5 protein-coding genes are annotated in these 6,746 nt (G+C 68.1%); 2 read left to right on the top strand and 3 right to left on the bottom strand.

Translation table 11 applies throughout. The annotated features are described in order from the left end of the window. Window positions 1-35: 35 nt before the first annotated feature. Genes A5711_RS19415 through A5711_RS19405 form a run of 3 tightly spaced genes read right to left on the bottom strand, consistent with a single transcriptional unit; the run spans window position 36 to window position 3,809 of the window. A complete protein-coding gene (locus A5711_RS19415) occupies window positions 36-1,061 on the bottom strand; it encodes an acyl-CoA dehydrogenase family protein (protein ID WP_067949351.1) in 1,026 nt (341 codons plus the stop codon). Beyond that, the gene (locus A5711_RS19410; RefSeq protein ID WP_067949349.1) at window positions 1,058-2,197 is read right to left on the bottom strand and encodes an acyl-CoA dehydrogenase family protein; all 1,140 of its coding nucleotides are present in this window, start codon (window positions 2,195-2,197) and stop codon (window positions 1,058-1,060) included. The genes A5711_RS19415 and A5711_RS19410 overlap by 4 nt, the downstream gene beginning before the upstream one ends. Before the next feature lie 25 nt (window positions 2,198-2,222). Further along, window positions 2,223-3,809, bottom strand: coding sequence for an acyl-CoA synthetase (locus tag A5711_RS19405; RefSeq protein ID WP_067949347.1), 1,587 nt, complete (start codon window positions 3,807-3,809; stop codon window positions 2,223-2,225). Between the two features lie 102 nt (window positions 3,810-3,911). Here A5711_RS19405 and A5711_RS19400 point away from each other — a divergent pair, with 102 nt between their 5' ends. Together A5711_RS19400 and A5711_RS19395 are read left to right on the top strand one after the other, a co-directional pair. After that, complete coding sequence (locus tag A5711_RS19400) at window positions 3,912-5,843, top strand: NAD(P)/FAD-dependent oxidoreductase (RefSeq protein ID WP_067949345.1); 1,932 nt, start codon at window positions 3,912-3,914, stop codon at window positions 5,841-5,843. Then, complete coding sequence (locus tag A5711_RS19395) at window positions 5,840-6,727, top strand: SDR family NAD(P)-dependent oxidoreductase (protein WP_067949343.1); 888 nt, start codon at window positions 5,840-5,842, stop codon at window positions 6,725-6,727. Before A5711_RS19400 ends, A5711_RS19395 begins: the two co-directional genes overlap by 4 nt. The last annotated feature ends 19 nt before the right edge of the window (window positions 6,728-6,746 follow it).

The raw sequence follows: 6,746 nt of genomic DNA, 5'->3' as shown, positions 1-6,746 counted from the left end.
ACCGCGACCGCCCGATCAGTGGAACACCGTCCGCGTCACTCGGTGATCAGGCTCCACAAGCCGCCGGCGCTCGCGTGCATTGCGGCGTCGGTGACGACGTCGTCCCAGTAACGCATCGAACCGAACTCCGATCGCCACGCGAGCGCGGCCCTGGTGAATTCATGCAGGCGGTGTTCGCGGGTGGTGCCGATGGCGCCGTGCACTTGGTGGGCGTTTCTCACCACCAGGGTTGCCGCGTGGCCCGCACACGAACGCGCCGCGGCCACAAGGAATTCCAGCGTCGGGCTCGACCACTGTGCCGTGACGCCGGCCGTCAACGCCGCCTCGGTTGCGGCCTTGGCGAGCGCGGCCTCGGCGGCAACGTCGGAGACCAGGTGCTGAACGCCTTGGAATTTCGACAGCGGCCGCCCGAACTGGGTTCGTGAGCTGACGTGCTCGATGCAGAGCCGCAGTATCTCGTCCAGGGCGGCGCACACCTGGAGCGCCCGCACCAGCCCCGACTTCAGCCGCAGCTGGCGCACAAGGGTCGGGCCGATGGGCGTTCCCTGCAAGCCGGAGAGCTCGGCGGCCACGGTATCGCGTGGTTCACCGATCAAATTGACGCCGGGGGTGATGGAGAGCCTCTCGGGGGCGACGTCGGTGACGCGATATTGCCCGTCGGCCCGCCATACGACCACCACCCGTTCGGCCATGCTCGCCCACGGCACGTCCGTCGCGACGCCGTGCGCGTCGACCACGCAGACGGTCCGCGCCGCGCCGTCGACGGCCGACCCGCTGGCCTCCAGGAGCCAGCATGCCAACAAGTCGTGCTCCGCCAGCGGGATGCGAATGCCGCTGTGCACCGCCGCCGTCAGGAGCTCGGCCGCCTCGTACCACCCGGCCCCGCTGCCGCCGTGCTCGACCGCACCGGTGAGGCGCAGAAGACCGAGCTCGGCGAGCTGGCGCCACAGGTCAGAGCCGCACTCGACAAGCGTTGCGCCCGAGAGCTTTTCGCGGTGACCGGCAAAGACGGCTCCCATCATGTCGGTCAACGCTTCGTCGACGGACGGCCGGAGGCTCACCGCAGCCCCAATCCACGGGCGATGACTCCGCGAAGCACCTCGTTGGTGCCGCCGCGCAGGGTGAACCCCGGCCGCTGATCCACGGCGGCCCGCACCAAGTCCGCGAAGATCCGATCGGGGGAGTCCTGCAGGTCGGCGAACTCGGCGATGTCGCCTTCGGTGCTGGTGCCGAGCACCTTGACCAGGGCGGCGGGGATGTCGGCCGGCTCGCGCCGTTCCAACGCGCCCGCAACCGCGGTGGACATGTGGTGCAGGCCGGTGACCCGCGCAACGAGTCTCCCCAGCTCCGCGTTGCGGGGAATGGCGTTCGCCGCCATCCGGTCGGCGCAGGCGGCCAGCAGGACGAAGGTCGACAGGTACCGCTCGGGTCCGCTGCGCTCGAAGCTCAGCTCGGAAGTCACCTGCCGCCAGCCGTCGCCGATGGCACCGAACACCATGTCGTCGGGGACGAACGCCTCATCGAGTATCACCTCGTTGAAGTGGTGGGCGCCGTTCATCGAGTCGATCGGGCGCACGTCGACGCCGGGCCCGCGCAGGTCGACGATGAATTGGCTCAACCCGGCATGCCGGTGCTCCGGCTCCAGCGGCGCCGTGCGGGCGAGCACGATGAACGCGTGCGCGAGGTGTGCGCCCGATGTCCAAACCTTGGTGCCGGTCAGCGACCAGCCTCCGTCGACGCGCAGGGCCCTGGTGCGCACGCTGGCCAGGTCGGAGCCGGACTCCGGTTCGCTCATGCCGATGGCGAAGAAGCACTCGCCGCGCACGATCCGCGGCAGGAAACTCAGCTTTTGTGACTCCGTGCCGTATTTCAGCAACGACGGCACGATCTGCCGGTCGGCGATCCAGTGCGCGGCCACGGGGGCACCGCCGGCGAGCAACTCCTCGGTGACGGCGAACCGCTCCAGGAACGAACGCCCGTGGCCGCCGTATTCGACGGGCACCGTCATCCCCAACCAGCCGCGCGCCGCGAGCGCGGCGGTGAAGTTCTCGTCCCATCCCGACAACCAGGCGTCCACCGAGGGGGTGAACGCGCCGGCCGCCCGCTGGTCGTCGAGGAACTGCCGCACCTCGTCGCGAAGGTCCTGCGTCGACACCGGGTCGATCGAGTTAGGGGGCACCAACCGGGTGAACGCCATCACCGTATCTTCCACCCTGTGCGTTTCACCGCTCGGCTGATCCCGAGCTGAATCGCTCGCGCAGCGTCCGTTTCAACAGCTTGCCGCTGGGGTTCTTCGGTAGCGAATCGACGAAGAAGATTCGCTTGGGCGTCTTGAACCCGGCCAGGTGCGCGCGGCAGTGCGCGAGCATGTCGCCCTCGGCGAGGTTGACGCCGTCGCGCGGCACCACCGCCGCGACGACGGCCTCGACCCAAACCGGGTGGGCCAGCCCGAACACGGCGACTTCCTCGACACCGCTGTGGCGGTAGATGACTTCTTCGACTTCCCGGCTTGCGACGTTTTCCCCGCCGGTCTTGATCATGTCCTTCTTGCGGTCGACGACATGCAGCAGCCCGTTCTCGTCGTAGTAGCCGAGGTCGCCGGAGTGGAACCAGCCGCCCCGGAAGGCCTCGGCTGTCTTCTGCGGATCGTCGAAGTAGCCCAGCATCAAATGCGGGCTGCGGTGGGCGATTTCACCGACGGCGCCCGGGGGAAGCGGGGCGCCGTTGTCATCCAGGATCGCGGTCTCCACGTTGGCGACTGGGCGCCCCGCCGACCCTGCGTGTGCGTCCTGTTCGTCGGGGCCGAGCGCGGATGCCAGCGGCGCCATTTCGGTCTGGCCGTAGAAGTTCCACAACCTCAGGCGCGGCAGGCGCTCCCGGATTTCGCTGAGGATCTCGACCGGCATCGCCGAGGCGCCGTAGTACCCTTTGCGCAGGCTGGACAGGTCGACGGTGTCGAAGACGGGTGATCGCAGCAACGAGATCCAGACCGTCGGTGGGGCGAAATAGTTGGTGACGGCGTAGCGCTCGATAGTGCGCAGGACGAGTTCGGGATCCGGCCGCGGCAGGATGATGCTGGTGGCGCCGAGATAGACATCGGTGGCCAGGAAGTTGTCGAGCTGTGCGCAGTGATAGAGCGGCAGGGAATGGATCTCGACATCGTCGCCGGACTTGTCGCCGGCCAGGATCGTGCTGATGTAGTTCCACATCAGGCTTCGGCTGGTGTGCATGGCGCCCTTGGGTCGCGATTCGGTGCCGCTGGTGTACATCAGGCGCAGCAGTTGATCGTCGTCGATATGGGGTCGTGGGGCCGTCGAGGTGGTGCTCAGCCACTCGGCGAAGTCGGGCCAGTCACCCGCAGCGGACTGCCCGGGCGGCCACAGCGCCGCCTTCGTCGTCACCGATCCACCCAGTCGCATCGCCTGGTCGGCGATGGGCGCCAAGGCCGCTTCGACGACGAATCCTCGTGCGCCACTATGGCCGAGGATGTAGGAGACCTCCTCGGCGGTGAGCATGAAGTTGACCGGGACGAGGACCACCCCCGCCCGCGCGGTAGCGAACACCAGTACGGCGTATTGCCAGCAGTTGTGGGACAAGAGCGCCAGCCGATCGCCGGCTCTGAAACCGTTGTCGCCCAGGGCCGCCGCCGCGCGGTCCACCAAGTTCTCGAGCTCGGCGAAACTCAGCACGACGTCACCGTCGACAATCGCGGTCTTATCCGGGTGCCGGCGCGCCGGACGGCGGGGGATATCGCCGAGTGCATGGCTGCGCGCGCGCATGATGGTGGCGTCTAGGTCGCGCGACTCCATGCGGGCCACCGTAGGCGCCGGTACTCTACGGCTTGTCGCCGGTGTCCCGCTGAGTAGACAAGGGCTGCCCGATGATGATGGGCGGCGGCGATACTCGGCGTCATGAGCACTGGCGCTACCGCGAGGGCCGACGGCACCGGCCGGGTGGGCGTGGATCGCGACGAACTGCGGGCCAACCTGGTCCGGGCCGATCCGGGCGTGCTCGTCGCGGTGCTGGCGCAACTCACCGGTGACGCCGGGATGGTCGACCGCTTCGCGCCGAGGATCACCCATGTGCCCGACCCGCCGGAGCAGGCGGGCACTACCGACCCGGCGACGAGGGCGGCCATCGTGGAGGCCGTGGTCAGCGCGCTGCAGATGCCCCGGTCCCGTCAGGCCGCCCGTGCCGACGACCCTGACCTGTTCGCGCGGATCGCGCCGGTCGCACTCGGTGGAACGATCGACCCCCAGTACATCCCGCTGCTGTTGGAGCAGGGCGGATTCCAGCCGCCGCAGCCGGTGTTGCCACGCACCGCGAAGCTCCCCGACGACTTCCGGGTGGCGATCATCGGCGCCGGTATCGCGGGATTGACCGCCGCATTGGAGTTGGCCGACGCCGGCGTGGACTACGAGATATTCGACCGTCACGACGAGGTCGGCGGGACCTGGTACACCACAACCTATCCCGGAATCGGTGTGGACACCCCCTCGGCGTATTACTCGTTGTCGCGCGACATCAACGGCGACTGGTCCAGTTATTACCCGATGGGGCCGGAGTATCAGTCCTATCTGGTGTCGGTGGCCGACAAATACGAACTGCGGCAACGCACCCGCTTCGGCACCGAAGTCGAAGCCCTCCGCTGGGACGACGAGCGTCGTCAGTGGCAGATCCGTGCGCTGGGTCCCGGCGGCGCCCGTGAGATCAGTTACGCCAACGTGGTGATCCCGGCCGCGGGTTACCTGAACCGGCCGCGCTGGCCGCAACTGAAGGGACGCGGGACTTTCGCGGGAGTCGAGGTCCATTCGGCGCGGTGGGACCCCGGCCTGGACTTGACCGGCAAGCGGGTCGCAATCATCGGTGCGGGGTGCACAGCGGTGCAGATCGTCGACGCGTGCGTCGACCGGGTGTCGCACCTGACGGTGTTCCAGCGCCAGCCGCACTGGGTGGCCCCGCGGCGGCGGCTCACCGATGACGTGCCCGACTATCAGCGATGGCTGGGTACTCGATTGCCGTTCTACGCCAATTGGATTCGGCTGAAGTCCTATTGGGGAACCGCCGACAACAATTACCCGGTGATCTTGTACGACGCCGAATGGGCGGCCGGCCATCTGTCGATTTCGCCGGCCAACGACGCGCTGCTGCAGATGTGCCTGAAGTACATCGACGACGTCTTCGGCGCCGGCAGCGAACTGGCGCGGAAGGTGACGCCGGACTTCGCGCCGTACGGCAAGCGGATCATCCGCGATCCCGGCGGATACTATGCGGCGCTGGCCCGCGAGCACGTCGATGTCGAAGCGAGCGAGCCGGCCCGAGTCAACGAGGCGGGCATCGTGACGTCCGACGGCCGGCAGATCGACGTGGACGTCATCGTCTACGCGACCGGTTACCATCTGGATTTCCTGTCCACCGTGGACATTCAGGGGCGCGACGGCAAGAAGCTGGCCGACGAGTGGGGCGACCGGCCGCGGGCGTACCGCGGTGGGACCGTCCCCGGGTTCCCGAACTTGTTCATCTCGTCGGCGCCCAATTACAGCCCGGGACACGGCGCGGGTCACAATTTCGGCGTCGAGGTGATGGTGCATTACGTCATGGAATGCCTGCAGCTGATGGCGCTGCGAGCGGCCTCGACGATCGAAGTCACGCAGCGCGCCTACGACGACTACGTCGCGGACATCGACGCGACCATGCGGGGCACGGTGTGGTGCCACACCCCGTCCGCACACACGTACTACCGCTCGGGCGGCGGACGGATCGTGACGGCCTTCCCATACCGGCTGCTCGACGTATGGCGTGATCACCGTGCACCCGTTGAGGGCGATTTCGAGTTGCGATGAGCGGATTGCTTTCCGGGAGGACGGCTTTGGTCACCGGCAGCAGCCGCGGGATCGGCAGGGCGATCGCCCAGCGCTTGGCCGCCGAAGGCGCCACCGTGGCGGTCACGGCCCGCTCGCACGCCGCGTCGGCGTCGGTCCGCGCCGGGGCGGCCAGCACGCTTCCCGGCACCGTCGGCGAGACGGTCGGGTTGATCGAGGCCGCCGGCGGGCGGGCATTCGCCGTCGCGGCCGATCTCGAGAACGCCGCGCAGCGCGACGGGCTGATCGGCGCGGTGCTCGATCGCACCGGCCGCATCGACATCCTGGTCAACAACGCGGGTTTCGCGGACTACTCCCTGGTCCAGGACATGAGCCTGGATACGTTCGACCGCACGGTGGAGCACTACCTGCGCACGCCGTTCGTCTTGACGAAAGCGGCTGTGGCGCAGATGCGCAAGCAGGGAGCGGGCTGGATCGTCAACATCGGTTCGGTGACCGGCGTCGCCCCGGTGCGGCCGTATCGCGACTACAACAAGACCGCGGGTGACGTGATCTACGCGTCATGCAAGGCCGCGCTGCATCGCTTCACCCAAGGCGTCGCCGCCGAACTACTCGATGCCAACATCGCGGTGAACTGCGTAGGCCCATCCACGGCCGTCCGCACTCCCGGTGCGGCCCAACTCATTCCGAATGGCTTCCCAACCGAACCGGTGGAATACCTCGCCGAGACTGTGCTGGCGATGTGTCACCTGCCCGCCACCGAGCGCACCGGGCTCGTCGCGTTCAGCCTGCACTTTCCGTGGTCGCAGCAACTGCCGGTGCACAGCCTGGACGGCACCACGGTACTCCCGCCGCTGCCGCCACCGCCGACGGCCAACCCCAATATCCTGGCCGCGGGGCTTTAGCTCGCCGCGCCCACCACGC

The sequence above is a fragment of the Mycobacterium sp. E2238 genome, from assembly GCF_001672665.1.
GTDB lineage: Bacteria > Actinomycetota > Actinomycetes > Mycobacteriales > Mycobacteriaceae > Mycobacterium.
Note: the sequence above shows the minus strand (reverse complement) of the source record. Positions and strands in the feature narration are given on the sequence as shown.

Bases quoted from the DNA above. Each gene is read 5' to 3' on its own strand.
- A5711_RS19410 (WP_067949349.1), bottom strand. From the start codon at position 2,197: ATGGCGTTCACCCGGTTGGTGCCCCCTAACTCGATCGACCCGGTGTCG.
- A5711_RS19405 (WP_067949347.1), bottom strand. From the start codon at position 3,809: ATGGAGTCGCGCGACCTAGACGCCACCATCATGCGCGCGCGCAGCCAT.
- A5711_RS19400 (WP_067949345.1), top strand. From the start codon at position 3,912: ATGAGCACTGGCGCTACCGCGAGGGCCGACGGCACCGGCCGGGTGGGC.
- A5711_RS19395 (WP_067949343.1), top strand. From the start codon at position 5,840: ATGAGCGGATTGCTTTCCGGGAGGACGGCTTTGGTCACCGGCAGCAGC.